The 1,407-nt window shown below is 62.6% G+C and carries 1 protein-coding gene; it reads right to left on the bottom strand.

Going from position 1 to position 1,407, the window contains the following annotated elements; translation table 11 throughout:
* Nucleotides 1-37: 37 nt before the first annotated feature.
* Complete coding sequence (locus CLV40_RS36935; RefSeq protein ID WP_104483685.1) at nt 38-1,333, bottom strand: IS256 family transposase; 1,296 nt, start codon at nt 1,331-1,333, stop codon at nt 38-40.
* Nucleotides 1,334-1,407: the final 74 nt, after the last annotated feature.

Raw genomic sequence — 1,407 nt, 5'->3', positions numbered from 1 at the left:
GGGTCTATCCCATGATCGGTGTGTCCGGCGTTGTTGATCAGTAGGTCTCGGCTCCTGGCCAGCGGTCACCGAATGTGATGGCGAACGCGTTGAGCACGGGCTTCCAACGCATCGTCCATCGGGCGCGGCCTGTGCCGGTGGGGTCCAGGCTGCGTGTCACAAGATACAGGCACTTCATCGCTGCCTGTTCGGTTGGGAAATGTCCGCGTGCTCGGATAGCTCGGCGGTAGCGGGCGTTCAGGGACTCGATGGCGTTCGTAGAGCAGATCATGCGCCGGATCTCGATATCGTAGCCGAGGAACGGGATGAACTCTTCCCAGGCGTTGTGCCAGAGCCGAATCATGGCCCCGTACTTCTTGCGCCATTTCTCCTCGAGTTCATCCAACGCGATGAGAGCGGCGTCGGGACTGGGCGCGGTGTAAACGGGTTTGATGTCCTGTTTCACCGCGTCCCAGTCCTGACGGGCGACCAACCGGAACGTGTTCCGGATCAAGTGAATGACGCAGGTCTGGACGATGGTCTGCGACCAGACATTGGTGACGACTTCGGGGAGGCCTTTCAGGCCGTCGCAGACGAGGAAGAACACGTCGGCCACGCCGCGGTTCTTGAGATCGATCAGCACGCTCATCCAGAATTTGGCGCCCTCGCCACCGGCGCCCATCCACAGGCCCAGGACGTCCTTGTGGCCGTCCACGGTGACGCCGATGGCGGCGTAGACGGGCCGATTGGCGACCTGGCCGTCCCGGACCTTGACGACGATCGCGTCGATGAACACCGCCGCGTACACGGCGTCGAGTGGGCGGTTGGCCCACTCGTTCATTTCAGCGACGACTTTGTCGGTTATCCGCGATACCGTCTCTTTGCTGACCGACGCTCCATAGATCTCCGCGAAATGCGCCGAGATATCCCCAGTGGTCATCCCTTTCGCATACAGCGACAGCACGATCTCGTCCACATCGGTGAGTCGACGCTGCCGTTTCTTCACGATGTGCGGTTCGAACGTGCTTTCTCGGTCCCGCGGCACGTCGATCTCGACCTCACCCGCGGCGTCGGAGATCACGGTCTTCGGCCGCGTGCCGTTCCGCACATTCGTCGAGTCACGCTCGGGCGCGGCCCGATTCTTCTCGTGACCGAGATGTTCGGTCATCTCTTCGTTGAGCGCGGTTTCCAGCACGTTCTTGGTGAACAACTTCAGCAGGCCGTCCGGGCCGGTCAACGCCAGCCCTCGAGCCTTGGCCTCGGCCACCATCGCCGCCGCGGCGGCCTGCTCCGGCGACAGCTCCCGCGCCGGCTTCGACTCACTCTTGCGTGGACTCACAACATCGGATGTCATCACTCACAGTGCCCATCCCGCCGGACCTTCGGCCCGGCGTGTCGGGCCGGAAACACCGATTTTGAAACAGTCCC

This window comes from Actinokineospora auranticolor, assembly GCF_002934265.1.
Classification (GTDB): domain Bacteria; phylum Actinomycetota; class Actinomycetes; order Mycobacteriales; family Pseudonocardiaceae; genus Actinokineospora; species Actinokineospora auranticolor.
Note: the sequence above shows the minus strand (reverse complement) of the source record. Positions and strands in the feature narration are given on the sequence as shown.

Excerpts from the sequence above, each read along its gene's own strand:
- CLV40_RS36935 (WP_104483685.1), bottom strand. The coding sequence starts at position 1,333 with ATGACATCCGATGTTGTGAGTCCACGCAAGAGTGAGTCGAAGCCGGCG.